Annotated in this window: 28 protein-coding genes; 24 read left to right on the top strand and 4 right to left on the bottom strand. The window is 44.5% G+C overall.

Going from position 1 to position 26,290, the window contains the following annotated elements; all coding sequences use genetic code 11:
* The first annotated feature begins 129 nt into the window (after nucleotides 1–129).
* The 14 genes from pilM (at nucleotide 130) to rplI (ending at nucleotide 11,318) form a co-directional block, all read left to right on the top strand.
* Entirely contained in the window at nucleotides 130–1,146 is a 1,017-nt protein-coding gene (gene pilM / locus R7O03_RS20105) for a type IV pilus assembly protein PilM (protein ID WP_318131972.1), read from the top strand.
* A complete protein-coding gene (locus R7O03_RS20100; protein WP_005381323.1) occupies nucleotides 1,130–1,705 on the top strand; it encodes a PilN domain-containing protein in 576 nt (191 codons plus the stop codon). The genes pilM and R7O03_RS20100 overlap by 17 nt, the downstream gene beginning before the upstream one ends.
* Nucleotides 1,698–2,291 carry a type 4a pilus biogenesis protein PilO gene (locus tag R7O03_RS20095; protein ID WP_064354357.1) on the top strand — a complete coding sequence of 198 codons (594 nt, stop codon included), beginning with the start codon at nucleotides 1,698–1,700 and terminating at the stop codon, nucleotides 2,289–2,291. Before R7O03_RS20100 ends, R7O03_RS20095 begins: the two co-directional genes overlap by 8 nt.
* Nucleotides 2,281–2,796 (top strand): pilus assembly protein PilP, encoded by a 516-nt coding sequence (locus R7O03_RS20090; RefSeq protein ID WP_064368814.1) that lies wholly within the window; start codon nucleotides 2,281–2,283, stop codon nucleotides 2,794–2,796. The genes R7O03_RS20095 and R7O03_RS20090 overlap by 11 nt, the downstream gene beginning before the upstream one ends.
* A gap of 25 nt (nucleotides 2,797–2,821) precedes the next feature.
* Nucleotides 2,822–4,567 carry a type IV pilus secretin PilQ gene (locus R7O03_RS20085; RefSeq protein ID WP_206949731.1) on the top strand — a complete coding sequence of 582 codons (1,746 nt, stop codon included), beginning with the start codon at nucleotides 2,822–2,824 and terminating at the stop codon, nucleotides 4,565–4,567.
* Nucleotides 4,568–4,754: 187 nt separating this feature from the next.
* Nucleotides 4,755–5,273 (top strand): shikimate kinase AroK, encoded by a 519-nt coding sequence (aroK, locus tag R7O03_RS20080; protein WP_005381319.1) that lies wholly within the window; start codon nucleotides 4,755–4,757, stop codon nucleotides 5,271–5,273.
* Between the two features lie 32 nt (nucleotides 5,274–5,305).
* A complete protein-coding gene (gene aroB, locus R7O03_RS20075) occupies nucleotides 5,306–6,406 on the top strand; it encodes a 3-dehydroquinate synthase (RefSeq protein WP_005381318.1) in 1,101 nt (366 codons plus the stop codon).
* A 52-nt stretch (nucleotides 6,407–6,458) separates the two neighbouring features.
* Nucleotides 6,459–7,970: an SPOR domain-containing protein gene (locus tag R7O03_RS20070; RefSeq protein WP_064368813.1), complete on the top strand. Its 1,512-nt coding sequence runs from the start codon at nucleotides 6,459–6,461 to the stop codon at nucleotides 7,968–7,970.
* A gap of 69 nt (nucleotides 7,971–8,039) precedes the next feature.
* Nucleotides 8,040–8,879: a Dam family site-specific DNA-(adenine-N6)-methyltransferase gene (locus R7O03_RS20065; RefSeq protein WP_005382762.1), complete on the top strand. Its 840-nt coding sequence runs from the start codon at nucleotides 8,040–8,042 to the stop codon at nucleotides 8,877–8,879.
* Between the two features lie 92 nt (nucleotides 8,880–8,971).
* Entirely contained in the window at nucleotides 8,972–9,643 is a 672-nt protein-coding gene (gene rpe / locus R7O03_RS20060) for a ribulose-phosphate 3-epimerase (protein ID WP_005381300.1), read from the top strand.
* Between the two features lie 244 nt (nucleotides 9,644–9,887).
* The gene (gene rpsF, locus R7O03_RS20055; RefSeq protein WP_005381299.1) at nucleotides 9,888–10,277 is read left to right on the top strand and encodes a 30S ribosomal protein S6; all 390 of its coding nucleotides are present in this window, start codon (nucleotides 9,888–9,890) and stop codon (nucleotides 10,275–10,277) included.
* Between the two features lie 8 nt (nucleotides 10,278–10,285).
* Entirely contained in the window at nucleotides 10,286–10,588 is a 303-nt protein-coding gene (gene priB / locus R7O03_RS20050) for a primosomal replication protein N (RefSeq protein WP_064368812.1), read from the top strand.
* 16 nt (nucleotides 10,589–10,604) lie between these two features.
* The gene (gene rpsR, locus R7O03_RS20045; RefSeq protein WP_000090472.1) at nucleotides 10,605–10,832 is read left to right on the top strand and encodes a 30S ribosomal protein S18; all 228 of its coding nucleotides are present in this window, start codon (nucleotides 10,605–10,607) and stop codon (nucleotides 10,830–10,832) included.
* Between the two features lie 33 nt (nucleotides 10,833–10,865).
* Nucleotides 10,866–11,318, top strand: coding sequence for a 50S ribosomal protein L9 (gene rplI, locus R7O03_RS20040; protein WP_005382760.1), 453 nt, complete (start codon nucleotides 10,866–10,868; stop codon nucleotides 11,316–11,318).
* A 77-nt stretch (nucleotides 11,319–11,395) separates the two neighbouring features.
* Here the strand turns inward: rplI and R7O03_RS20035 are convergent, their stop codons facing one another.
* Nucleotides 11,396–12,160, bottom strand: a complete 765-nt coding sequence (locus R7O03_RS20035; RefSeq protein ID WP_005381276.1) for a DUF481 domain-containing protein — start codon at nucleotides 12,158–12,160, stop codon at nucleotides 11,396–11,398.
* A gap of 221 nt (nucleotides 12,161–12,381) precedes the next feature.
* Between R7O03_RS20035 and R7O03_RS20030 the strand changes: the two genes are divergently transcribed.
* The gene (locus R7O03_RS20030) at nucleotides 12,382–13,782 is read left to right on the top strand and encodes a replicative DNA helicase (RefSeq protein WP_005382759.1); all 1,401 of its coding nucleotides are present in this window, start codon (nucleotides 12,382–12,384) and stop codon (nucleotides 13,780–13,782) included.
* Nucleotides 13,783–13,795: 13 nt separating this feature from the next.
* On the top strand, nucleotides 13,796–14,872 hold the full coding sequence (gene alr / locus R7O03_RS20025) for an alanine racemase (protein ID WP_031777284.1): 1,077 nt from the start codon (nucleotides 13,796–13,798) through the stop codon (nucleotides 14,870–14,872).
* A 38-nt stretch (nucleotides 14,873–14,910) separates the two neighbouring features.
* Here alr and R7O03_RS20020 read toward each other — a convergent pair whose 3' ends face one another.
* Nucleotides 14,911–15,330 carry a secondary thiamine-phosphate synthase enzyme YjbQ gene (locus R7O03_RS20020; RefSeq protein WP_042523680.1) on the bottom strand — a complete coding sequence of 140 codons (420 nt, stop codon included), beginning with the start codon at nucleotides 15,328–15,330 and terminating at the stop codon, nucleotides 14,911–14,913.
* 306 nt (nucleotides 15,331–15,636) lie between these two features.
* Here R7O03_RS20020 and pgi point away from each other — a divergent pair, with 306 nt between their 5' ends.
* Nucleotides 15,637–17,289: a glucose-6-phosphate isomerase gene (gene pgi, locus R7O03_RS20015; RefSeq protein ID WP_005381270.1), complete on the top strand. Its 1,653-nt coding sequence runs from the start codon at nucleotides 15,637–15,639 to the stop codon at nucleotides 17,287–17,289.
* A 99-nt stretch (nucleotides 17,290–17,388) separates the two neighbouring features.
* On the opposite strand, the gene R7O03_RS20010 is transcribed toward pgi, so the two are convergent.
* Together R7O03_RS20010 and zur are read right to left on the bottom strand one after the other, a co-directional pair.
* Nucleotides 17,389–17,850 carry a chemotaxis protein CheX gene (locus R7O03_RS20010; protein WP_005381269.1) on the bottom strand — a complete coding sequence of 154 codons (462 nt, stop codon included), beginning with the start codon at nucleotides 17,848–17,850 and terminating at the stop codon, nucleotides 17,389–17,391.
* Nucleotides 17,851–17,859: 9 nt separating this feature from the next.
* Nucleotides 17,860–18,324 (bottom strand): zinc uptake transcriptional repressor Zur, encoded by a 465-nt coding sequence (gene zur, locus R7O03_RS20005; protein WP_005381268.1) that lies wholly within the window; start codon nucleotides 18,322–18,324, stop codon nucleotides 17,860–17,862.
* Between the two features lie 321 nt (nucleotides 18,325–18,645).
* On the opposite strand from zur, the gene dusA reads away from it, so the two are divergent.
* The 7 genes from dusA to R7O03_RS19970 all read left to right on the top strand — a co-directional run bounded on the left by dusA (nucleotide 18,646) and on the right by R7O03_RS19970 (nucleotide 25,648).
* Nucleotides 18,646–19,626, top strand: a complete 981-nt coding sequence (gene dusA, locus R7O03_RS20000; RefSeq protein ID WP_017821727.1) for a tRNA dihydrouridine(20/20a) synthase DusA — start codon at nucleotides 18,646–18,648, stop codon at nucleotides 19,624–19,626.
* 163 nt (nucleotides 19,627–19,789) lie between these two features.
* Entirely contained in the window at nucleotides 19,790–20,005 is a 216-nt protein-coding gene (gene pspG / locus R7O03_RS19995; RefSeq protein ID WP_005381266.1) for an envelope stress response protein PspG, read from the top strand.
* A gap of 98 nt (nucleotides 20,006–20,103) precedes the next feature.
* On the top strand, nucleotides 20,104–20,763 hold the full coding sequence (locus R7O03_RS19990; protein ID WP_005381265.1) for a TIGR04219 family outer membrane beta-barrel protein: 660 nt from the start codon (nucleotides 20,104–20,106) through the stop codon (nucleotides 20,761–20,763).
* A gap of 157 nt (nucleotides 20,764–20,920) precedes the next feature.
* Complete coding sequence (locus tag R7O03_RS19985; RefSeq protein WP_005381264.1) at nucleotides 20,921–21,151, top strand: hypothetical protein; 231 nt, start codon at nucleotides 20,921–20,923, stop codon at nucleotides 21,149–21,151.
* Nucleotides 21,152–21,268: 117 nt separating this feature from the next.
* Nucleotides 21,269–23,140, top strand: a complete 1,872-nt coding sequence (locus R7O03_RS19980; RefSeq protein WP_318131971.1) for an assimilatory sulfite reductase (NADPH) flavoprotein subunit — start codon at nucleotides 21,269–21,271, stop codon at nucleotides 23,138–23,140.
* Complete coding sequence (gene cysI, locus R7O03_RS19975; protein ID WP_017821724.1) at nucleotides 23,140–24,876, top strand: assimilatory sulfite reductase (NADPH) hemoprotein subunit; 1,737 nt, start codon at nucleotides 23,140–23,142, stop codon at nucleotides 24,874–24,876. The genes R7O03_RS19980 and cysI overlap by 1 nt, the downstream gene beginning before the upstream one ends.
* Nucleotides 24,869–25,648, top strand: a complete 780-nt coding sequence (locus tag R7O03_RS19970) for a phosphoadenylyl-sulfate reductase (RefSeq protein ID WP_213970117.1) — start codon at nucleotides 24,869–24,871, stop codon at nucleotides 25,646–25,648. Before cysI ends, R7O03_RS19970 begins: the two co-directional genes overlap by 8 nt.
* The last annotated feature ends 642 nt before the right edge of the window (nucleotides 25,649–26,290 follow it).

Here is a 26,290-nt window from a genome sequence, read left to right as displayed (position 1 = left end):
TGGTTGAGGCTGTGTAACGGCAAACCCTTGTACTCTTAGGTCAAAAATTTAGCACATAAGAGATATTAACTCTTATTTGGATGCTAATAACAACCTTTGCACGAAGAAATTTCGGAGCGAGAGTAAGAGATGGATAAGCTAATCGTTACCGGCATCGATATAGGCCATAACAGCCTCAAAGCCGTAGTACTTAAACCCACAGGCAACAATTACGCTCTGTTGGGTTACAAAGAAATATTACTAAAGGAAGGTATTGTCGCTGAAAATAACACCATAAATCATCAAGAAATTGTAAAGACCCTCAAGCAGATAAAAAAAGAACTGCCTTTTGGCGCTAAAAAAGTTGCGATTTCAGTTCCTGATAACTCGGTAATTAGCAAGAAACTGCAAATAGAACAAAATCTTGAAGAGAGTGAAGTTGAGTTTGCAGTGATACAAGCCTTTTCTCATCAATCGCCATTCCCTGTCGAAGAGCTGAGTTTAGACTTCGTTCGTCTTCGCGCGGAGGGCGGGCAGAGTGGCAGTGATAGCTATCAAGTGTTTGCGACAAGAAAAGATGTGGTAGAAGGCCGAGTTGATGCATTACAAAAGTCCGGACTAAAACCTGTTTTAGTGGACGTGTATTCGCAAAGCCTTGGTCATATCTGGAAGCTCACCGCCGATCGCTTTCCTGACAAAAACAAATACTGCTTACTCGATATTGGCACCTTATCGAGCTCCTTCACCATGTTTACCGAACAAGGTGAACTGTTTCACAAAGAGTTTGCTTACGGCACACGCGGAGCAAACAGCGCTTCTCCAGTCGATTTTCTGTCCGATGATGCTCAGGAGAAAACAGAGCTGTTTAACCGTCAAATCGTAGAGCGAGTAAAGCGCCAGATGCAGCTCTATACCTCAATCAATGGCTCACAAAACATCAAGGGTATCTGGTTATCAGGGGAAGGGGCCTCCACTCCCATGCTCGCAGAGGAGTTGTCTCAACAATTGTCGTTAGAGTGTGAATTGCTAAATCCGCTAGGGCTATTTGAGATGAAGGTGTCTAAGCGTAAGCGTCGTACTGTGGATTGGCAGCATTTCTCAACAGCAGCCGGACTGGCCGTTCGTGGCATTCATTGGCTAGGAGGCGCCCGTGCTTTATCGCATTAATTTACTTCCTTGGCGAGAGAATCAAAGAGAAGAGCACCGACGTCGTTTCATCAGTTTGGTCGCATTAGGCATGTTGGTCGCTGTTGGCATCCAGTGGGGTATTGGAAAGTTTTTTGAGTACCAACAAGATCAACAACAGGAGCGGCTCGATTACCTCACTCACTACATTGCCGAACTCGACCAGCGTATTGAAGCAATGAAAATTGCAGAGCAAGAGCACAGCAAAATCCTCGAACGTCTAAAGGTCGTTGAAGGTTTACAAAACGGACGAAACAAAACGACCGAGTTCATGAACTTAATGCCTGCCGTTATCCCTGAAGGTGTATATGTCGACAAGATCAAAATGAATGATCTGGAAATTGAGATCTCTGGGATCTCAGATAGCACTCCAAAACTTGCCACGATGCTAGACAACATGGAGCGCTCGGCCAAGTTGAACGACGTAGAAATGCATTCCATCGTTCACGGCAAAGCCCGTTTTGGGAAAGAGTTTCAAACATTCAAAGTGTCTTTCATGTTCAAAGTAACGGAGAAGAAATTGGAGGCTCAACGTGGTTGATTGGCAGGATCTCGAAATCGATGAAATGGCCGAGTGGCCATTGTTGCCCCAGATTATAGTAATCGCGCTTCTGATCATGGTGATTCAAGGCTTAGGTTATTGGTTTTACCTTAAACCGAAAGACGAACAGTTGAATCACTTGATCCAGCAGGAGCAGACACTCAAGGTGGCATTGAAGATCAAAGCGAACAAAGTGGCAGCGTTGCCTCAGCTTCAATCTCAATTGGATGAACTTACCACCCGTTACGAGTTATTACTGCAGCAACTGCCTGCGCAAAAAGAGCTGGCTACAATGCTCGCTTCAGTGAATGAACTTGGCATCGACAATAAGCTGACTTTCACCCGAATCGACTGGGGCGAAAAACAATCAGAGCACTTCCTTTATCGTCTCCCTTTAAACATTGAGTTAACGGGCGACTTTCATGACATCGGCCATTTTTCTCAGGCGATAGCGACGCTACCTCGAATCATCACGTTTAAAGATGTGACTTGGCAACGTGTCAGCCAAGAGAGCGAAACTCTGCACTTTCGGGTGCGCGCTAACACCTATCAGTTTAAGCCGGAGGAGACGAAAAATGACAAGTAAGTCTTTGTTGCTGGTACTGATGGGTTCTCTATTGATGGGCTGCCAGGCGAATGATGAATCATTGACGGATTTTATTCGAGGAGTGGAAACACAGGCGCGTCGAGAGGTCGAGAAGCTTAAGCCCGCAGACAAATATGTTGCAGTCACGTACGCACCGGAAGTACAGCGTACACCCTTTGAATTACCCAAAGAAGCCACCATCGCGACTCAGCCAGTTGCAAGAAAAGATTGTTGGCAACCGCCCTCAAGAAGGCGAACTGGCAAATTAGAAAAATTCCCACTAAGCCAATTACGTTTGAAAGGTGTCATGGGCATGGATAACACGGTTTCTGGCCTCGTTCAGGCTCCCAATGGCACCGTCTATAAAGTTAAGCCGGGTCAATACCTCGGACGCAATAATGGCAAAGTGACCCATGTCAGCCACTCCTATTTGTTGATTAATGAAACGTTGCCCGACGGCTTAGGATGTTGGCAAAAACGTAAAGTTAAGTTGGCTTTGAGATAGCCCCATTTATTTTTGATATTGAGTAATGAAAATGAGACAAGGATTAACACGTACACCAAGGATACTTACTGGGCTCTTCTCCTTATGGTTGTTTGTATTTTTAGCCCCTTTAGCGGCAGCTGAAGAAGTTTCGTCCAATGCCCTAAAAAGTATCGACTTTCGAACTAATAAAGATAAAGACGCCGTGATTGTCGTCGAATTGGCGTCACCGGCCGCGATTGTAGATATCAAGCGTGTACAGGAAGGGTTAAGTATCGATTTGCTTAACACTTCAGTAAAAGACGAGCAATTGTATCTCCTAGACGTGAAAGATTTTTCGACTGTGGTTGAGAGCGTAGAAGTGTTTCGCGACACCTCGACGACGCGCTTGGTTGCGCACATCAATGAAGAATACATGCATGATTACCGTTTAACGGGGCGTTTTTTGGAAATCAAAGTAGCGAAGATCAAACCCAATGAGAAAGCCCCAGATAAAAGCATTTTAGAAAGAGAAGGTAAGCTTATTTCGATTAACTTCCAAGATATTCCTGTGCGAAACGTCTTGCAGCTTATTGCTGATTACAACCAATTCAATTTGGTTGTCTCCGACTCTGTGGAAGGCAACCTCACGCTTCGTCTTGATGGTGTCCCTTGGCAGCAAGTGCTGGATATTATTTTGCAAGTTAAGGGGTTAGATAAGCGTGTTGATGGCAACGTGATTTTAGTTGCTCCGACTGATGAGCTGGACTTGCGTGAGAAGCAGCAGTTAGAAAAACAAAAACTGACGGAAGAAATGGGAGAGCTTTCATCTGAAATCATCAAAGTTAATTTTGCTAAAGCATCAGACATTGCGGAGATGATCAATGGAGAAGGAAATATCAGCATGCTGTCAGAGCGCGGCAGTATGACCATTGATGAGCGAACTAACTCGTTATTGATTAGAGAGTTACCTGTAAACATCGAGGTGATTCGAGAAATTATTGAGTCTTTGGATATTCCAGTTAAACAGGTTCAAATTGAGGCGCGTATTGTGACCATCAATGAAGGTAACATGGACGAGTTAGGGATTCGTTGGGGTTTTACGTCTATTAATGGCAGTAATACAGTGGGCGGTTCTATTGAGAACAACCTCGCCACGATCGGTCTCTATAATGGAGAAGGGGGTGATGACGGTGGTGACGGTGATGGAGTAGGGATCGATGACTTCCTAAATGTAAACTTAGCTGCAACCAGTCCGAATGCGACCAGCATTGCTTTTCAGGTCGCAAAGTTAGGTTCAGACACCTTGTTGGATCTTGAGCTTTCTGCTCTGCAACAAGAGTCTAAAGCTGAGATTATCTCGAGCCCACGTTTGATCACTACCAATAAGAAACCTGCCTATATCGAACAAGGTACAGAGATTCCTTACCTAGAGTCATCATCAAGTGGTGCAACGACGGTGACGTTCAAAAAGGCGGTATTAAGTTTGAAGGTAACCCCGCAAATCACACCGGATAACCGCTTAGTATTGGATTTAAGTGTCACGCAAGATAGACCAGGACAAGTCGTGAAGACAGGCACTGGTGAAGCGGTTGCGATTGATACTCAACGTATCGGGACGCAAGTGTTAGTGAATAACGGTGAAACGGTCGTTCTTGGTGGTATTTTTCAGCACAGCATTACTAACTCGGTGGACAAAGTGCCTTTGTTGGGCGACCTGCCGCTATTAGGTGCTCTTTTTCGTCGAAGTTATGAGAATGTTGGCAAAAGTGAGCTGTTAATTTTCGTCACGCCTAAGGTGGTGATTCAGTAGTTCTGTCTCGGGAAAAACTGATTAAATCAAAAATAAAGTTGCAATAGTGGCACCATGCTTGGATAATTTCGGGTCTTATCACGAATTATCTGTGAGGAACTGGTGCCACAAGCCTTGTAGAACAGCAGTTTAGCTGTGTTTTCTTGTGGCGATCTTATTGAATCAATGTTGTAAATTACTGCTAAACATGGCTGAGAAACGTAATATTTTCCTTGTTGGCCCAATGGGCGCCGGCAAAAGTACAATTGGTAGACATCTAGCACAGCAACTGCATATGGAGTTTGTTGACTCCGATACAGTGATCGAAGAACGCACTGGTGCAGACATCTCTTGGGTTTTTGATGTAGAAGGTGAAGAAGGCTTCCGCAAGCGTGAAGAAGCGGTACTTGAAGACCTAACACAAGAGCAAGGCATCGTGCTTGCGACTGGCGGTGGCTCTGTTAAGAGCAAAGAAAACCGCAATCGTCTTTCGGCACGTGGTGTTGTTGTTTACTTAGAAACGACGATTGAAAAGCAACTTGCGCGTACAAACCGCGACAAGAAGCGTCCTTTACTTCAAACGGATAACCCTCGCGAAGTATTGGAGCAATTAGCTGAAGAACGTAATCCTTTATATGAAGAAGTAGCGGATTACACTGTTCGCACTGACGATCAAAGTGCAAAAGTGGTAGCCAACCAGATCGTAAAAATGCTAGAAGAGAGATAAGTCTTTATCTTTTTTTTAATTGGAGCAAACCGATGGAACGGATTACGGTCAACCTAGCTGAGCGTAGCTACCCAATCTCTATTGGCGCCGGGTTATTTGAGGACCCGGCGTACCTCTCTCAAGTTCTCTCAAACAAAAATGCAAAACAAAAAGTTGTTGTGATCAGTAATGTCACAGTGGCGCCTTTGTATGCAGACAAAATTTTAAAGCAACTCGAGCAGCTCGGTTGTAGTGCATCCTTGTTAGAATTGCCTGACGGTGAACAGTACAAAAACTTGGATGTATTTAATCAAGTAATGAACTTCTTACTGGAAGGGAGTTATGCTCGTGATGTTGTGATCATCGCGTTAGGTGGTGGTGTTATTGGCGACCTTGTGGGTTTTGCGTCTGCCTGTTACCAGCGTGGGGTCGACTTTATTCAAATACCGACCACATTACTATCCCAAGTGGACTCTTCGGTTGGTGGAAAAACCGCGGTTAACCATCCGTTGGGTAAGAACATGATAGGTGCGTTTTACCAACCTAAAGCAGTGATCATTGATACCAACTGTCTGTCGACGTTGCCTGAACGTGAGTTCGCTGCGGGTATCGCCGAAGTCATTAAGTACGGCATTATTTACGATGCAGATTTTTTTGTATGGTTAGAAGACAATCTTGAGCGCTTGTATGCGTTGGATGAAGAAGCACTAACTTATGCGATCGCACGTTGCTGTGAAATAAAAGCGGAAGTGGTGGCTCAGGATGAGAAAGAGTCGGGCATCCGTGCTTTGCTTAACTTAGGTCACACCTTTGGTCATGCGATTGAAGCGGAACTTGGCTATGGCAATTGGCTGCATGGTGAAGCGGTATCTTCCGGCACTGTTATGGCGGCCAAAACGTCGCATCTACGTGGTCTGATCTCGGAAGAGCAATTTGAGCGTATTGTTGCGATTTTGCGTCGTGCAAAACTGCCTGTGCATACTCCAGACAGTATGAATTTCGATGACTTCATCAAGCACATGATGCGAGATAAGAAAGTCCTCTCTGGTCAATTACGATTGGTTTTGCCTACAGGCATTGGCACTGCCGAGGTAATTGCTGATACGACACAAGACGTACTCAAACAGGCAATAGACTTCGGTCGCGATATTTAACCTTGTAATGGCGCCTTTGGGCGTCATTCTTGTAGTGTATTAAGGTTATTAGATGAGTGTTGCTAACGTACTGGAATTAGATTCTCAAATCGAGTTGCTTGATAGATTAGGTCTACTGACTAACTTTGGTTCCAATCTCATTGCGATTAATGGTCATGATGGGTACGGGAAATCTTGGTTAGCGCAGCGATACCTTGAAGTGGGTGCCAGTAACAAGAATCAATGTTTGTTACTTTGTCATTCTAATCAAGACGATGTGCAGCATCGCGTCCTTATTTTGAGTCAACTGGTTTCAGACGCATTGTTTAATCAGCAAGAGCCTTTACTTGATAGCCTTGAAAGGCTTTTAGGTGATGAGCCGTGTGACATTGCAATTGTTGTAGATGATGCGCATTTATTGAGTGAGACACTTATCTCTGAGCTTTGGATGCTGGTCTTAGAGGCGCACCATAAGCCGAATTGGACCATCAATGTCTTACTGTTTACACAGTCTGGACGTTTAGACGGTTTGCTAGCATGTCTCAGTTATGGACAAGAGATAAAGCCTGTTGAGCTTGATATTGATATGTTGTCCGAAGTGGAAGCTCGTCGTTTCTTTGAGTCACTTGTTGCGCGCTACGTCGATGATGAGTCTGAGAAACGGGTTCGAGATGCATTTAAAAAAGTCGACCCAGTACCGGGTGACATCATGGCGTTAGGAGAGATGAAAGTGGAAAAAAGGATCATTATCCGCTCGATTGTCGGTTCACCCCTGAATATTGCGTTGGTGGTATTAGTCTTACTGTTGCTTGCTGCTGGTGGCTATTGGTGGATGCTTAGTCAACCAAGTCCTGATGATAAAGCGCAGCAAATTGCTGGCAGTTTAGAGCAAACGGCTATTCCAACTTTTGAAGAGTCAGGAGTCAGTGCAGCGCAGTCTTCACTGCAACCTGTAACCGATGGCTCTAGCAGTCTTGATAAGTCTGGTGTGGTTGATGATTCTGATTCATTACCGCCAGCAGTGACAGAAGAAGTAGCGAGCGTAGGCAGTGATGACAATCAACAAAGAGTGGTGATTGAGTCGAATGTGGTCGATGCATTGCTTGAAGGTAAAGCTGATTCAGCAGACACAAAAGCGATTGATGACGTCGTAGGTATTGAGAAGACAGAAACCGCCGATGAAACTAGCTCTCCTTTGATTAAAGTCGTAAAACCGAATCAAGATCTGGCGCAAGCACCTGCTCAGTCAGAAGAGGGTGAGGCAAACCAACCTGTTGTGAAGTTTTCATTTGCTCGTGAAGAACTAAAAGCGCTATCGCCAAGAGCTTATACTTTACAACTCGCAGCTATGACCTCAATGGAAGATGTACAATCCTTTCTCAATGAGCATCAACTGAATAATCAAGTGCGAATTTATCCTACCGTTCGTAATGATACCGAGTGGTATATCATCACATATCAAGATTATCCGACAATTCAAATGGCTCGTGATGCCGTCGCAAGCTTGCCAGATTCGGTTAAGTCGGTGAGTCCTTGGGCAAAATCACTCCGTCAGGTTCACCGTGAAATTGAACGAGTGAAATAAACCTGAGCTTCCCTGAAAAATATGTTACATTCCGCAGCCTTAATTTTTGGTCGATAGATAGAGCAGTAGATGAAAAAGCAACGAGCCTTTCTTAAATGGGCAGGAGGAAAATACGGACTGGTTGAAGACATCCAACGTCATTTGCCGCCGGCTCGAAAGCTAGTTGAACCTTTTGTTGGTGCGGGCTCAGTGTTTCTGAATACCGATTATGACCATTATCTACTTGCAGATATCAATCCAGATTTGATCAATCTGTACAACCTGCTGAAAGAACGCCCTGAAGAGTATATCTCTGAAGCGAAGCGTTGGTTTGTCGCTGAGAACAACCGCAAAGAAGCCTACCTACACATTCGCGCTGAGTTTAATAAAACCGATGACGTGATGTACCGCTCTTTAGCGTTTTTGTACATGAACCGCTTTGGTTTTAATGGCCTATGCCGTTACAACAAAAAAGGTGGCTTCAATGTACCGTTTGGCTCTTACAAAAAGCCGTATTTCCCTGAGGCGGAATTGGAGTTTTTTGCAGAAAAAGCCAAAAAAGCTACGTTTGTTTGTGAAGGTTATCCTGAAACATTTCGTCGTGCGCGCAAAGGGAGCGTCGTGTATTGCGATCCACCTTATGCGCCGCTTTCAAATACGGCAAATTTCACCTCATACGCAGGTAATGGTTTCACGTTGGACGACCAAGCTGCATTAGCCGACATTGCTGAAAGAACAGCGACTGAACGTGGCATTCCTGTGTTGATTTCTAACCACGACACTACCTTGACACGTCGGTTGTATCACGGTGCGGATCTTAATGTGGTTAAAGTAAAGCGTACCATTAGCCGTAATGGTAACGGTCGTAATAAAGTTGATGAGCTACTTGCGCTTTTTCATGCGCCAGACATGGATAAATCAAGCTCTTAATTCTCACACTATTATATCTAAATAGTGGATCTCCCCACTGGCTTCGGTAGAATTGCGCGCAGATTGTTTGCTCATTACTACTGAGGTCAGGTATGAAAGATTTTCTTATTGCTCCATCCATTTTATCGGCAGATTTTGCTCGTCTCGGTGAAGATGTAGAAAAAGTACTCGCAGCGGGTGCGGATGTGGTGCATTTCGACGTTATGGATAACCACTATGTACCAAACCTGACTTTTGGTGCGCCTGTGTGTAAAGCACTACGCGATTATGGCATCACAGCGCCAATCGATGTTCACCTAATGGTGAAACCCGTTGACCGTATTATTCCTGATTTCGCAAAAGCGGGTGCGTCGATGATTACGTTCCATGTAGAAGCTTCTGATCATGTAGACCGTACACTGCAGTTAATTAAAGAGCACGGCTGTCAGGCTGGTGTGGTACTAAACCCAGCAACGCCACTTGCAAGTCTTGAATTTATTATGGATAAAGTCGACATGATTCTACTGATGTCGGTAAACCCTGGTTTTGGTGGTCAATCATTCATTCCTCATACACTAGATAAACTGCGTGCCGTTCGTAAGATGATTGACGAGTCTGGTCGTGATATCCGCTTAGAAATCGATGGCGGTGTGAAGGTTGACAACATTCGTGAAATTGCAGAAGCGGGCGCAGACATGTTTGTTGCAGGCTCGGCGATTTTCGGTGAGCCAGATTACAAACAAGTGATCGATCAAATGCGCGCTGAACTGGCTGAAGTTAAATAAGCACCGATAAGCCAGCGCAATAACACGCTGATTTTAAAGGCTGCCAGCTTGTTGGCAGCCTTTGTGTTTTCTAGTATTAGAAGAAATTAAATATCCACTGCGCTGAGCAAATAATCACTTGCCTATTTTACGCCCTTTCTGTACTATTCGTGCTCCTTAAACTCAGTCAATTATCTTTAGTTCCTTGCTTCCTCTGGACGACTGAGCCATTTGTGGAAGCTGAATAATCCGTAAGGAGCAACCAATGCGTCATTACGAAATCGTATTCATGGTGCACCCAGATCAAAGCGAGCAAGTTGCTGGCATGATCGAGCGTTACACTGGTTCAATCACTGAAGCTGGCGGTAAAATCCACCGTCTAGAAGACTGGGGCCGTCGTCAACTGGCTTACCCAATCAACAAGCTTCACAAAGCTCACTACGTTCTTATGAACGTTGAAGCTGACCAAGCTGTAATTGATGAGCTAGAAACTGCTTTCCGTTTCAACGATGCAGTTCTACGTAACATGATCATGCGTACTAAAGCAGCGATCACTGAGCAATCTATCATGCTTAAGCAAAAAGAAGAGCGTGCTCCACGTCGTGAAGAGCGTTCTGAAGCTAAGCCTGAAGCTAAGTCAGAAGCTGCTGAGTAAGTTTTCTTATGGCCAATCGAATGGAGCTGAGCGGCACCATTGCCAAACCGCCCATTCGTAGTAAAAGCCCTGGTGGCATTGAACACTGTCGGTTTTGGCTGGAGCATCGCTCTACTATTATCGAAGCTGACTTACCTCGACAAGTTTATTGTCGTATGCCGGTAGTCGTCAGCGGGCTTGGGTCACAAGCACTAACTCAGAATTTAGTTCAAGGCAGTAACATTAAGGTAAGTGGTTTTGTCACTTATCAAACCGGCCGAAGTGGCGTGGGAAAATTAGTGTTACACGCCGACAACATTACTCAAATTTAAGATCAGGAGATAGCCCATGGCTCGTTTCTTCCGTCGTCGTAAATTCTGCCGTTTCACTGCAGAAGGCGTACAAGAGATTGATTACAAAGACGTAGCAACTCTTAAAAACTACATCACTGAAGCTGGTAAAATCGTACCTAGCCGTATCACTGGTACAAGCGCTAAGTACCAGCGTCAACTAGCACGTGCTATCAAGCGTTCACGCTACCTAGCTCTACTACCGTACACTGACAAGCATCAGTAATCGGTTCATTTTATTAAGAAAGAGGATTAAGCAATGCAAGTTATTCTACTTGATAAAATTGGTAACCTAGGTGGTCTTGGCGATACTGCAAACGTTAAATCTGGCTACGCTCGTAACTTCCTTATCCCACAAGGTAAAGCAGTTATGGCAACTAAAGCTAACGTTGAAATGTTTGAAGCTCGTCGTGCTGAACTAGAAGCTAAAGTTGCTGAGCAACTAGCTGCTGCAGAAGCTCGCGCAGAGAAAGTTAACGCTCTAGAAGCGGTAGTTATCGCTTCTAAAGCTGGTGACGAAGGCAAACTATTCGGTTCTATCGGTACTCGTGACATCGCTGACGCTATCACAGCTGCAGGCGTTGAAGTTGCTAAGAGCGAAGTTCGCCTTCCTGAAGGTGCTCTACGTAACACTGGTGAGTTCGAGATCAGCGTTCAACTTCACTCTGAAGTTTTCGCGACAGTTAACCTACAAGTTGTTGCTGCTGAGTAATTCAGTATCAAGACGAAATACTAAAAAGCACCTCCTTGGAGGTGCTTTTTTTATTTCTAAAACTGAGAGAAAAAGGGTTAAAAAGCGAAAAGTAAATTAACGGAAAATACGCTGTCCGCTTTGCTTAAGCCTTCAGGCACTTTATCGTGATACTGACGAGAGTGCGCCAGTTTCAGTGCAATATCTTCAGTAATATCATTGGTTACACTGAGTTCACTATCAGTACGTGTGTTACTTCTACCTGTTACCAACGTAATATCAGCTGCGAAACTTAAATTATCCAACGCATGCCAAGTTGTGTTGATATTTCCTCGAAAAATGCCTTCTCTAACGATATCGGGAAAGACAATATCGTCATCATCTATTTCGTCTAAGTTTGGCTCTTGATAGCGAAAACCAGGGCCTACCTCTACCTCTAAAATGAAGTTCTCAGTGTAGGAGAACTGGTAACCCAAACCACCTGACAACGTATAGTCTTTAAAATAAGCACTGTAGCGAGAATCCACCCCTTTAAAGCTGCCATACAAATATGTCTTAGGGCCTAACTTGTAGTCACTCTGTAGGGAGTAGGTGGATGAGCGTTTGTCTTCTTCACCGTCTTTGTACAAGTTGTAGTACTTCCATTCACCATTAGAACGGTGTCGACCTGACGTATATTCAGCACTCAAACGAGCATTCAGGGAACGAGAGTCCGTGTTACCTGTGTGAGCTTGATAGCCGAACTCCACCTCGGTTTTTAGTGGGTCGGGTACATCAATATTTTGCTCTGGCTGTACTGATTCGTCAGCATACGATGCACTAGCGCACAGTAGGCTAAAGCTAAGTAACCAGTATCGGGACACATCAACCTCGAACGTAATCAAAAAGGAGGGGCATGATACTGATACAGATATTTGGTTGGGTCAATGGTAGGTTAATTTTTATTAGAGCTAGACGGAAGAACCAGGCTATTACCCGGGTGGTTCACATGATGATTTCTTAACAAGTAATTGTCGCTTCGGGGAAGCATCTCAGTTAGGTTAAGGTTATAATCGTGGGTCAATAGTAGTTATCGAGCAAAGTCATGGCGGAAAACAGAAATCGCAAACCTTCAGACAGTCAGGTCGACGCAATCAAAGTGCCACCTCACTCACTAGAAGCCGAGCAATCAGTAATTGGTGGTCTTTTACTGGATAATGAACGTTGGGACACCGTTGCCGAACGTGTTGTGAGCAGCGATTTCTATAGTCGTCCACACCGCCTGATTTTTGAAGGTGTAAAAACCATTCTTGAAGCGGGTAAACCTCTCGATCTTATTACTTTATCGGAATATCTAGAGCGTCACGAGTTGTTAGAAGATGTAGGCGGTTTTGCTTACCTCGCTGACTTGGCGAAGAATACGCCAAGTGCAGCTAACATCAATGCGTATGCTGATATTGTCGCTGAGCGTGCGATTGTTCGTGGCCTTATTGGTGTCGCGAATGAAATTGCGGACGCGGGCTATGACCCTCAAGGTCGCAGTTCTGAAGATTTAATAGACATGGCGGAGAGTAAAGTTTTTGCTATCGCCGAGTCTCGAACTAGTGAAAACGAAGGACCACAAAACGTCGACAACATCCTCGAAAAGACGTTAGAACGTATCGAGTTGTTGTATAAAACGCCACAAGATGGTGTTACGGGGGTCGATACCGGTTTCACCGATCTCAATAAGAAAACCGCAGGTTTGCAAGGCTCTGATTTGGTGATTGTCGCAGCGCGTCCATCGATGGGTAAAACGACCTTTGCGATGAACTTGTGTGAAAATGCGGCCATGCAACAAGAAAAGCCCGTACTTATTTTCTCGTTAGAGATGCCAGCTGAACAGTTGATGATGCGTATGTTGGCCTCTTTGTCTCGTGTTGACCAAACCAAGATCCGTACGGGTCAGCTAGATGACGAAGATTGGGCGCGTATTTCTTCTACTATGGGTATCCTGATGCAGAAGAAAAATATGTACATTGATGATAGCTCTGGCCTAACTCCGACCGAAGTGCGTTCGCGCGCTCGCCGTATTGCTCGTGAACATGGCGGTCTATCGATGATCATGGTCGACTACCTTCAGTTGATGCGCGTGCCTTCGTTAACCGACAACCGTACTCTTGAGATTGCTGAGATCTCTCGCTCTCTTAAGGCGCTGGCAAAAGAGCTAAATGTGCCTGTTGTGGCACTGTCGCAGCTAAACCGTTCCCTAGAGCAACGTGCGGATAAACGACCAGTAAACTCGGACTTGCGTGAATCCGGTTCCATCGAGCAGGATGCCGACTTGATCATGTTCATCTACCGTGATGAGGTTTATCACCCAGATAGTCCGTACAAAGGTACGGCCGAAATCATTATTGGTAAACAGCGTAACGGTCCTATAGGCTCTGTTCGCCTCACTTTCCAAGGTCAACATTCGCGTTTCGACAACTACGCGGGCCCTGCATTCGATATTGATGATGAGTAATTCCATGAGCTATATGAAAGCGGCCAAGGCGTGCATTGATTTGTCTGCGTTGCAGCACAACTTACAGCGCGTAAAAGCTCAAGCGCCACAAAGTAAAGTGATGGCTGTCGTCAAGGCCAATGGTTATGGTCACGGATTACGTCATGTCGCAAAACATGCTAACCATGCGGATGCGTTTGGCGTGGCTCGCATTGAAGAAGCATTGCAACTGCGCGCTTGTGGAGTAGTAAAGCCGATTCTATTGCTAGAAGGTTTTTACTCTCCTGGTGATTTACCTGTTCTTGTGACGAACAACATCCAAACCGTGGTGCACTGTGAAGAGCAGCTTATCGCCTTGGAGCAAGCAGACCTTGAAACTCCGGTTGTCGTGTGGCTGAAGATTGACAGTGGCATGCACCGCCTTGGGGTTCGTCCTGAACAATATGACGAGTTTGTAACGCGGCTGAAGGAGTGTCCAAATGTAGCGAAACCGTTGCGTTACATGAGCCACTTTGGCTGTGCAGATGAGCTGGATAGCGATATTACCCCACAACAGATTGAGCTGTTTAAATCGTTGACTTCTGGTTGCCAAGGGGAACGTTCACTGGCGGCATCTGCGGGGTTATTGGCATGGCCTCAAAGCCATTTAGATTGGGTTCGTCCGGGTATTATCATGTATGGTGTGTCGCCATTCGATGACAAAACGGCGCAAGATCTTGGGTATCAACCTGTTATGACACTTAAATCCCACCTTATTGCGGTACGTGAAGTGAAGAAGGGCGAAAGTGTTGGCTACGGTGGTATTTGGACCAGTGAGCGAGATACAAAAGTTGGGGTCATCGCTGTAGGGTATGGCGACGGTTACCCAAGAAGTGCTCCAAACGGTACGCCGGTGTGGGTTAATGGCCGTAAAGTACCTATTGCAGGTCGAGTTTCCATGGATATGCTGACGGTCGATTTGGGACCAGACGCAACGGATAAAGTCAGCGACGAAGCGATTCTTTGGGGGAAAGAGCTCCCAGTAGAAGAAGTGGCGGGTCACATTGGTACGATTGCGTATGAACTCGTGACTAAGCTAACGCCTCGCGTCGAGATGGAATACTCAAAATAAACAACGAAAGGCTAACCCAAGGTTAGCCTTTGTTTTATCTACTCACCGTTAATCGTAGCAATAACGCGGCGGCCGCCACCAAAGTCTCGATGCTCACCCAAGTAAATACCTTGCCATGTTCCTAAAGCTAATCGACCATTTTGGATTGGTACCGTCACACTACTGCCAAGCAGTGATGCTTTAATATGTGCCGGCATGTCGTCGTCACCTTCATAGGTGTGCTGATAATAAGGAGCACGCTCTGGCACAAACTTATTGAAGTGCGCTTCCATGTCCATACGCACGGTTGGATCAGCATTCTCATTTAAGGTCAAACTGGCGGAGGTGTGCTGAATAAATAAGTGTAATAAACCTACTGAAAGTTCGTTTATTTGTGGTAATTGTTGTTCAATTTCATCAGTTATCAGGTGAAAACCGCGGCATCTCGCTTTTAATTGCAGTGTTTTTTGTGCCCACATACGTGTTCCTTTGGAAATTTATAAATTGGCGTCTATCCTATTCCAATTAGAGCCTGTCATTAGTAAATGATATGATTCTTGTCATCGTAAATGAATTGTTCAATTTCAGGGCAGGGAACGTGACCTAACTCAATGTGAGTGTAAAAGCTCTCGTTCATAATTGTCGCCTGAAAAAAAATTACAAAGACTTGTTTTGTGGCCATTTGCCCAAACATCTAATTTATATTCTATTTGCTAAATCGGGGATTCCACAGTTTTCGCTAGACTGTAAGGAATGGAACCTACTGTAACATCGGGATAAAGACCATGTTGAAAAATATCAATCCAACGCAAACACAAGCTTGGAAAGCGCTAACGGCGCATTTCGAATCTGCACAAGATATGGATCTTAAAGAGCTGTTTGCTCAAGACGCAGCGCGTTTCGACAAATACTCTGCACGTTTCGGCTCAGACATCCTAGTCGATTACTCAAAGAACCTCATCAATGAGGAAACTCTGAAGCACCTGTTTGCTCTTGCGAAAGAGACCGAGCTGAAATCTGCAATTGAAGCGATGTTCAGTGGTGAAGCGATCAACCAAACAGAAGGTCGCGCTGTTCTTCACACTGCACTACGTAACCGCGCTAATACTCCAGTTATGGTAGACGGCGAAGACGTAATGCCAGCAGTGAACGCGGTTCTAGAAAAAATGAAATCATTCACTGAGCGCGTTATCGGCGGTGAATGGAAAGGTTACACAGGCAAAGCAATTACTGATATTGTGAACATCGGTATCGGCGGTTCTGACCTTGGCCCTTACATGGTGACGGAAGCTCTAGCGCCATACAAAAATCATCTAAACCTTCACTTCGTATCTAACGTTGATGGTACACACATCGTTGAAACGTTGAAGAAAGTTAACCCAGAAACGACGTTATTCTTGATCGCGTCTAAGACGTTTACAACGCAAGAAACCATGACTAACGCGCACACTGCTCGTGATTGGTTCCTAGAATCTGCGGGTGATCAGGCTCATGTGGCTAAACACTTTGCTGCGCTTTCAACAAACGCGACAGCCGTGTCTGAATTTGGTATCGATACAGCGAACATGTTTGAATTCTGGGACTGGGTTGGTGGCCGTTACTCACTATGGTCTGCGATCGGTCTATCAATTGCACTAGCAGTAGGTTTCGACAACTTTGTTGAGTTGCTTGATGGTGCTCACGAGATGGACAAGCACTTCGTATCAACAGATCTAGAAAGCAATATTCCAGTGATTCTTGCTTTGATTGGTATTTGGTACAACAACTTCCACGGTGCGGAGTCAGAAGCTATCCTACCTTACGATCAATACATGCACCGTTTTGCAGCATATTTCCAGCAAGGCAACATGGAATCAAACGGTAAATACGTTGACCGTGACGGCAATGCTGTAACTTACCAAACAGGCCCAATCATTTGGGGTGAACCAGGTACCAACGGTCAGCACGCGTTCTACCAGCTAATTCACCAAGGTACTAAGCTTATCCCATGTGACTTCATTGCACCTGCAATTAGCCACAACCCAGCTAGCGATCATCACCAAAAACTGATGTCTAACTTCTTCGCGCAAACTGAAGCTCTAGCGTTTGGTAAAAATGAAGAAACCGTGAAAGAAGAGTTGGTGAAAGTAGGTAAGAATGCTGAAGAAGTGGCAGCGATTGCGCCATTCAAAGTGTTTGAAGGTAACCGTCCAACAAACTCTATTCTAGTGAAGCAAATCACGCCTCGTACGCTAGGTAACTTGATCGCAATGTACGAACACAAAATTTTCGTACAAGGTGTTATCTGGAATATCTTCAGCTTTGACCAGTGGGGCGTGGAGCTAGGTAAACAACTGGCTAACCAAATCCTACCTGAGCTTGCAGACGAGTCTCAAATCAGCTCGCATGACAGCTCAACAAACGGTCTAATCAACGCATTTAAAGCGTTCAAAGCTTAATGTTTGAATAGATAAAGAAAAGGTCAGCAAATGCTGACCTTTTTATTGCCTGAGGCAAAAACAAAATAGGTTGGCCAGTGCCAACCTATTTTTTCTCTTTTATTCGAAGCAAATTTCGATAAAGGCATTTCCCCATTGGGAAGAGAAAGGCATGATAATAATTGAGCCTTCACACTTGTGGCGAATCGTATGACCTCGGCCCGAAACCACAACCGGTGTTGCCATATCAAAGTCAAAACCACTTTCCGCCAGAATGCGTTTCGCACCACCAGTAACCATGTTGGTGATCTCACCCACCATATCGGTCACTTCTTCATTGAGCCCATTTGGACGTTCACCAAGCATGTTCTGCATGATTTCTAGGGCGAGTGCTTCATCAAAGGTGATCGACATTGAACCACGAGTTTGTGGGCCTACCATACCAATCAGACCAGAAACGTCACCTCGTGCGATCTCATCTTTTTTGATTCGCGGTTTTTGTGGCTTCAGCTCAAGAGAAGCCATAGTTTTTAGCACGTTCATTAAAGAAGCTAAAAACGGGTTTACAAATTCAGCGCGCATAACGTTCTTCTATACTTTTTCTTTCGTCTCGGAGGAACAGGCCTGGCATTCACCATGAGTTTCAATAACTTGGTTGGTCAGTTTGAATCCATGCTTCTCGGCGTTTTCGGCTAACAAGGATATCAGCGTCTCATCTTCGAGTTCAACGACATCACCACATTTATCGCAAATTAGTAATTGGAAAAAGTGCTGCTGAGTATTGAAAGAACAACAAGTAATAAAGCTATTTGTCGATTCCACTCGGTGGATGAAGCCTTGCTCTAGGAGAAAATCTAATGCTCGATAAACAGTGGGCGGCTTAGCCTGAGGCTCACTCTCTTTTAGTTGCTCCAATAGCTCATACGCACTTGAGGCGCGGCGATTAGAACAAATGAGTTCAAATACGCGTCGGCGTTGCGGAGTCAGTCGTACTCCACGCTCTGCGCAGATACTTTCAATTTGTTCAATGATTGTTGGGTTCAAACCTTTCACCATAACTATCGGACGTGCTCTATGATAAATCATTTCTATACGAAGTTCGTTTAGAAATGCTTCATTTTACCCACTATCAGAACGAAAATCATGAATTAAAGCAAGTCGGTGGTGGTGTGAAGGCGGAATAATCATCACAGAATGAATCAACGAGTGACAGATTCGTATTACTTCTGCGTATTCCTAAGCATTTGGCTAGCCAGCCAACCAAATCATTCTCGCTGAAACTAGCACCCAGAGGTGCTTGGGTATACAATACCCGACTTATTTTTTGAGCGTACTGCTGCGCTCGACCTTGGCAACATAAAAACGGGTGTTTATATCATGACTCATTCTTGCAGGCTCTCCGTAGCACCAATGTTAGATTGGACTGATCGTCATTGTCGCTACTTCCATCGCTTAATGACCAAAGAAACCCTGCTGTACACTGAAATGGTGACGACAGGTGCGATCATTCATGGAAAAGGAGATTTCCTGGCTTATAACGAAGAAGAGCATCCGTTAGCCCTTCAACTTGGTGGTTCAAACCCAGCAGATTTGGCTACGTGTGCCAAGCTAGCGCAAGAGCGTGGCTACGATGAGATTAACCTAAATGTGGGGTGTCCATCTGACCGCGTACAAAACGGTCGCTTCGGTGCTTGCCTGATGGCTGAACCGCAGTTAGTTGCGGATTGTGTCGCAGCAATGAAAGACGTGGTCGATATCCCTGTAACAGTCAAGACTCGCATTGGTATTGATGATCAAGATTCTTACGAGTTCCTAACGGATTTCGTTTCTATTGTTTCAGAAAAGGGTGGCTGTGAGCAGTTCACTATCCATGCTCGTAAAGCTTGGTTAAGTGGTTTAAGCCCAAAAGAAAACCGCGAGATCCCACCATTGGATTACCCACGCGCTTACCAATTGAAGCAAGACTTCTCACACCTAACGATTGCGATTAACGGTGGCGTGAAGTCATTAGAAGAAGCAAAAGCACATCTTCAGCATCTTGACGGTGTGATGATTGGTCGTGAAGCATACCAAAGCCCATATCTACTGGCATCGGTAGACCAAGAGTTGTTTGGCTCTAACGCTCCAGTGAAGAAACGCAGCGAAATTGTTGAAGAGATGTACCCATACATTGAAGCGCAATTAGCGAAAGGTGCGTACCTTGGTCACATTACCCGTCACATGTTAGGTTTGTTCCAAAGCATGCCCGGTGCTCGTCAATGGCGTCGTCATATCAGTGAAAATGCGCACAAACCAGGTTCTGGTCTAGAAGTATTGCAAGACGCGCTAGCTAAGATTCCAAAAGAATTGAATGTGTAAAATTCGCCAGTGAATGGCTAAAATTACCAACTAAAGAATGATAAAGCCAGGGTGCAGAAATGCCTCTGGCTTTATTTTTTATTAAAAATCATTGACTTATCTCCGCATCTGTAAGTTGGTATGGAAACTGCTCTGTTTATTGAAAACAAATGGAGAAGTGATTATGTTGGAGCTAATCTTTATTTTAGTCTTTGCGGCGACCTTGTTGGTTACGGGTATCACAATGATGACCGTATTCGCAGCAACTGGTATTGCGTTAGTTGTGATGTTTTTACTGGGAATGGTTGGAGCGGTACTCAAACTATTACCATGGTTAATCGTGATTGCATTGGGTATTTGGTTCTTCAAGAATTACGTCGCTCAGCCCCGCTATAAATAATGAGTAACATCATTTAGTTGATGGAGAGGCGTGAGAATATGGTATATTTCCTCTCACGTCCTCTACGTGAATATCAGCTATCTCGGAGTAAATACTACATGACAAATAAAGCGAACATCGCTTTAACGGCATTATCGTTGGCAGTATCTTTTCCTGTTTTTGCAGAGTACTCTGTATCGACAAAAGTCGGCGCAGAGGTATGGGCTGCCGACACTAAAGTTAATGAAGTGAGACGAGATAGCAGTACCGCAGGCACTTTTTACGCGGCGATTGAACATGATGTTAAATATGTCCCTAATGCGCGCCTTCGTTACTCAAGTGTTGATGCGGATTACATGGGGTTCGATAAGCTCGATTTAACCTTGTATTACCACGTTCTAGAGCATGATTTATTGCACTTTGATGCGGGTCTCACGTTCAGTAATTTAAGTGACACTAAATACATTGATGCTGGCTCAAGCAGGCGTGTAGAAGAATTTGATGAGCTGATTTGGGCTTGGTATGGTTACGCAGAAATTCAAGTTCCGGATACAAACTTTGATGTGATTGGTGAGATAAACTTTGGTGACAACAAAGGTATCAAAAGCACCGATTTCATGGCAGGTGTTCAATACAATGTACCGCTCGAAAAAGCTCGACTGGCTTTTCGTGGAGGTTACCGTGTGATTGATTTAGAGTCCGATAAATTCATGTCGGATCTAGGGAAAGAGTTTATTTTTGCTAACGGCTTCTTTGTGAGTGCGGAATACGCGTTCTAAATTCAGCCATGTTAGATATTCGATTTACTTAAAACGTCGCTTTATAAGCGGCGTTTTTTTATATCACTTCATTATATCTAATCGAAATTTCTCCCTATTTGGCTGACTTAGACCATGCTTACCGAGGAGCAATGTGAAAGTTAAAGCAGGGATAGCGATGACAATAAATGAACTAAGACATCTATTCCGTGAAAATCAGCTTATCGAAGCGATTATTGAGCCTGCAATCCAAGAGGGTGGTTGGGTTGTAGAGTTCAGACATGCGCGCGGTGGTTTTGTTTTTCTAACGGACAGTCACGGCGAAGAATGTCTTTATGAAGATTTGGATACTGCGTCAAAATCGGCAATGGCAGTAGGCTTTCAACAAGTCCGCATTGAAGATCGATGAGCAAAAAGTAAGCCGTTCTTACTTCCAAAAAGTTATAAAACATTCACTTCTATTCTTTCTTGTTATTAAGGAGAGTGGGTACTCTATCGTCACGCAATGAATAGGGATGTCGTGATAATGTCTTTTCAAAAGAATGAGTATTCTCACAAGAATGTGTCTGAAGATAATAATGGGCAAGGAGGAAATCCTCCAATCGCAAGCCCTCTGAATGACCAACAAATTGGCTCACTCCAACAAACTGTCTCTGAGTTGTCTTCACAGCAACTTGCTTGGGTCAGTGGGTATTTTTGGGGATTAGCTCAAAATCAATCAAACACAGCGGTAACGCCAATTGCACAAGCAACGGCAGCCGTATCAGCGAAGCCAGCAGGTAAGTTGAGTATTATTTTTGCTTCCCAAACGGGCAATGCTAAAGGTGTTGCTGAAGCTCTGGAACAGGAAGCAAAAGCAGAAGGAATTGCAGTCGAACTTTTTGATGCAAGCGATTACAAAGGTAAAAACTTAGCCAAAGAAACGCATGTCATTATTGTGGCATCGACTAACGGCGAAGGCGAAGCGCCAGACAATGCCATTGAGCTACATGAGTTTTTGCAATCGAAGAAGGCTCCTAAGCTGCCAAACCTGCAATATGGTGTTATTGCATTGGGAGATTCTAGCTACGAGTTCTTCTGTCAGACCGGTAAAGACTTCGACACTTACCTATCAAAGCTAGGCGCGACTCCATTTATCGAGCGTCTTGATTGCGATGTGGATTATGAAGCCCCTGCAACTGAATGGCGTAAGAATGCGTTAGACAAGGTAAAAGATACACTGTCTTCTGGCTCTGAAGCGGATGTGGTTCAACTTCCTGTGGGTCAAGCTGCGACTGCGCACTCTCCTTACAATAAACAAAATCCGTACACTGCGACGTTACTGACCTGTCAAAAAATCACGGGCCGTGACTCTGGAAAAGACGTTCGTCATATAGAAATCGACTTAGAAGGCTCGGGCTTAACGTATCAGCCAGGTGATGCACTAGGTGTGTGGTTTGAAAATAGCTCGGAACTTGCAAATGCCATTCTTGGTAAGGTCGGTTTGTCTGGGGTTGAGACTGTTGACGTTGATGGTGAAAGCTTGTCAATCCACAGTGCTCTTGTGAGTAAATATGAAATCACAACATCTAACCCACAGCTCATCACAAAGTTTGCCGAGTTATCCGGTAGCAAGAAACTACAAAAGTTAGTTGAAGATAAAGATAAGCTTCGCGAGTACTCTGCAAATACTCAAATCGTTGATGTACTGGCAGAAAAGAAAACCAAGTTAACCGCAGATGAATTGATTGGTTTGCTTCGTCGTCTTACTCCACGCCTTTACTCTATTGCATCAAGCCAAGAAGAGGTCGATGAAGAAGTACACCTAACGGTTGCTTTGGTTGAGTACGAACAAAACGACGAAAAACGATATGGTGGAGCGTCTAGTTTCTTAGCACAGCGTCTCGAAGAGGGAGATGAAGTTAAAGTATTTGTTGAGCATAACAACAACTTTAAACTGCCGGAAGATGATAGCACTCCAATTATCATGGTTGGTCCTGGCACAGGGATCGCACCATTCCGAAGCTTTATTCAGGAACGTGAAAACCGTGATGCTGAAGGCAAAAACTGGTTGTTCTTTGGTGATCGCACGTTCACTCAAGACTTCTTATACCAAGTGGAATGGCAAAAGTATCTCAAGTCAGGAGTACTAAGCCGATTGGATGTTGCCTTTAGTCGTGACCAAGTAGAAAAGGTTTACGTACAACATCGCATCTTAGAAAACGCAGCTCAAGTGTGGCAGTGGATCCAAGAAGGCGCTTATATCTATGTCTGCGGTGATGCAACGCGTATGGCAAAAGATGTGCACGACGCATTGGTTATCGTTGCTGAACAAGAAGGCAAGATGCCGCGTGACGATGCAGAACAATTTATTAATGACCTACGTAAAGCGAAACGTTATCAGAGGGATGTGTACTAATGACTTTTTCTACGGACAATAATAAGCAGGTTGTATTAGGTGAAGAGTTAGGGCCGCTATCTGATAACGAGCGCCTGAAGCGAGAAAGCAACTTATTACGTGGCACCATTGAGCAAGATTTACAGGACCGTATTACTGGTGGCTTTACTGCCGACAACTTCCAGTTAATTCGTTTCCACGGTATGTATCAACAAGACGATCGTGATATCCGTAATGAACGCACAAAGCAAAAACTGGAACCATTACATAATGTGATGCTTCGTGCTCGTATGCCTGGAGGCATCATCACGCCAACGCAATGGTTAGCGATCGACAAGTTCGCAACGGAGCACTCTTTATATGGAAGTATTCGTCTGACGACTCGCCAAACGTTCCAGTTTCATGGGGTATTAAAACCGAATATTAAGTTGATGCATCAAACGCTCAACAGTATTGGCATTGATTCGATTGCAACCGCGGGTGATGTAAACCGTAACGTGTTGTGTACCACTAATCCAGTGGAGTCAGAGTTACACCAAGAAGCTTACGAATGGGCGAAGAGAATCAGTGAACACCTGCTTCCGAAAACACGCGCTTATGCAGAGATTTGGCTAGACGGTGAAAAAGTAGAAAGCACGGAAGAAGACGAACCGATTCTAGGCAAGAACTACTTACCACGTAAGTTTAAAACCACAGTGGTTATCCCACCGCAAAATGACGTAGATGTACACGCTAACGATCTCAACTTCGTAGCGATTGCAGATAACGGCAAGCTGGTTGGTTTTAACGTCCTGGTCGGCGGCGGCTTAGCGATGACGCATGGCGATACATCAACTTATCCGCGCCGCGCTGACGACTTTGGCTTTATTCCGCTGGACAAGACACTTGATGTTGCCGCAGCTGTAGTAACAACTCAGCGCGACTGGGGTAACCGTTCAAACCGTAAGAACGCAAAAACCAAATACACATTGGATCGTGTAGGTAGCGATGTCTTTAAAGCGGAAGTCGAGAAACGTGCTGGTGTTAAGTTTGAGCAAAGCCGTCCATATGAATTCACAGAACGTGGTGACCGTATTGGCTGGGTAGAAGGAATTGATGGTAAATATCATTTAGCGCTTTTCATCGAAAATGGTCGCTTATTAGACTTTCCAGGTAAACCACTTAAGACGGGTGTTGCTGAAATTGCCAAAATCCACAAAGGCGATTTCCGCATGACAGCAAACCAAAACCTAATTGTTGCGGGTGTACCTAAAAACGAAAAAGCGAAGATTGAAAAGATCGCTCGTGAACATGGCTTAATGGACGACGGCGTAAGTGAACAGCGTAAGAACTCAATGGCTTGTGTTGCTTTTCCAACTTGTCCGCTAGCGATGGCAGAAGCTGAACGTTTCCTTCCTCAGTTTGTTACTGATGTTGAGGGGATTCTGGAGAAGCACAACCTACCAGAAAATGACAACATCATTTTGCGTGTAACTGGGTGTCCAAATGGTTGTGGTCGCGCAATGTTGGCTGAAATTGGTCTAGTTGGCAAAGCGCCGGGTCGTTACAACTTGCACCTAGGTGGTAACCGTGCCGGTACTCGAGTACCAAAAATGTATAAAGAGAACATCACGGATAAGCAAATCTTAGAAGAGATTGATCTGCTGGTGGCTCGATGGTCGAAAGAGCGTGAAGAAGGCGAAGCCTTTGGCGATTTCACTATTCGTGCTGGCATTATCCAAGAAGTGCTCGTATCAAAGAGGGACTTTCATGCTTGATTCTGTAGCATCCAAGCTGGAGCTCACAGAGTTACTGACATTAACAAAGACGGAGCAAATCCTCCGTCTTGCTCAAATTAATGTCGAGCTCGAAAAGCTTTCAGCACAAGAGAGAGTAGCGTGGGCTTTAGATAATCTAGAAGGCGAGTTCGCGGTTTCTTCTAGTTTTGGTATTCAAGCCGCGGTTATGCTTCATTTAGTTACTCGCGCCAAAGCGGACATCCCCGTCATTCTAACCGATACTGGTTACCTGTTTGCTGAGACGTACCGATTTATCGATGAGCTGACAGGTGCTCTCAACCTAAATTTAAAAGTTTATCGAGCCAAAGAAAGTGCGAATTGGCAAGAAGCCCGATATGGAAAATTATGGGATCAGGGTGTAGAGGGAATTGAAAAATACAACAAGCTCAATAAAGTTGAGCCGATGCGTCGAGCGTTAAAAGAGCTTAATGTTGGAACGTGGTTCTCTGGACTGCGTCGAGAGCAAAGTAAATCTCGTGCAGGTTTACCGATTCTATCAATTCAGAACGGTGTGTTTAAATTTCTACCAGTAATTGATTGGACTAATAAAGACGTTCATTACTACTTAGAACAACACGGCCTTAAATACCACCCGTTGTGGGATGAAGGTTACCTTTCAGTTGGTGATACACATACCACTCGTAAATGGGAGCCGGGAATGTCAGAGGAAGAAACTCGATTCTTTGGCTTAAAGCGAGAATGTGGCCTACACGAAGATGATGGCTCCGAACAAGATGGGTCTGGCATATAGCCATAATACTCTTTAAATAGAGTTTAGGTTAAGTTTAATAAAGATAGCTGCAATAAAGCAGCTTTCTTTATTTATGGTACTTGAAAAATACGTCTCAAAGAACAACTCTGTGGATAAGTTGTGTGAGAGTTTGGGGTAAAGTTGAATAAATAAAGGTTTGATCGAAAACTCATCGTTTAACCATTATTTTTGCAATTTTTGAAAAATAACACTTGCCAATGTGAGCGCGATCTCTATAATGCCTCCTCGTCGACAGGGCAAGGGCTCACAAGGGTTTAAGCGAAGTTGATAAGGCTGAAAAGAAAAACGAAATAATTTGAAGAAAGTGTTTGACACAATAAATTATCTCGCTAGAATGGCCGCCTCTTCCGAAGTGATGTCAATCACAAAGAAGAGTTGCTCTTTAACAATATAGACCTATCAATCTGTGTGGGCACTCGTTGATGATAATCCAATTAGAAGCTTAGGCTTCAAATTAGGTTTCAATGAAACGAAGTGACCATTCGAATTGGGAAGCAGCCTTGAGCTGTTTTGTTTTACTTTTTAAAAAGTAAAAACCAATAAGAGCACAGTCAATTCAAACATTACTTTATGTAATGTTCAGTATTCATTGAGCCGAACAAAATCTTAAATTGAAGAGTT

The organism is Vibrio sp. Vb2960 (genome assembly GCF_033337665.1).
Taxonomy (GTDB): domain Bacteria; phylum Pseudomonadota; class Gammaproteobacteria; order Enterobacterales; family Vibrionaceae; genus Vibrio; species Vibrio alginolyticus.
Note: the sequence above shows the minus strand (reverse complement) of the source record. Positions and strands in the feature narration are given on the sequence as shown.